Below are 447 nucleotides of genomic sequence, written 5' to 3'. Positions count from 1 at the left end.
GATCGGGATCGGTGTTCTCATCCCCTCTTCTTTGCGCGTGATCCCAGCGAAGACCGATGCGTAAGCCTTCGAATCAAGCGCTATTTCCCGCCCAGCACTTCAATCTGCCCCACCCGAAGCACTTCAATCCGTGGTCCTCCCCGCGACGAGACAACGCCGCGGACACGAATCCGTCGATTTTCGAGCGACTTAGGTCCAAGGCCGGCGCTCTCGAACGCCGGTATGATGCGCCTTGAAATAGTCGCAGCAAAGTCCCGTGTCCAGTTCCGCCCGAAATTCAGGTAGGTCATTGCCCCTGCCTGCCGAACGGACAACACTCTGCCCTCGACCACCGTAAACTGCCCAATCGCGGCCAGAATATCGCCCGGACTTTCCGCGTTTTTTATGGCCGTGGTTTCAGCCCAGATGCCCAATTTGGCATTTCTCGCCACGCCCTCGACCGCGGAC

At 58.8% G+C, this 447-nt stretch carries 1 pseudogene; it reads right to left on the bottom strand.

The window, feature by feature from the left end:
• Positions 1-80: 80 nt before the first annotated feature.
• A pseudogene (locus QSV46_RS39160) lies at positions 81-447 on the bottom strand (thermonuclease family protein); the annotation flags it as partial.

The sequence above is a fragment of the Bradyrhizobium cosmicum genome (assembly GCF_032290525.1).
Taxonomy (GTDB): Bacteria; Pseudomonadota; Alphaproteobacteria; order Rhizobiales; family Xanthobacteraceae; genus Bradyrhizobium; species Bradyrhizobium cosmicum_A.
Note: the sequence above shows the minus strand (reverse complement) of the source record. Positions and strands in the feature narration are given on the sequence as shown.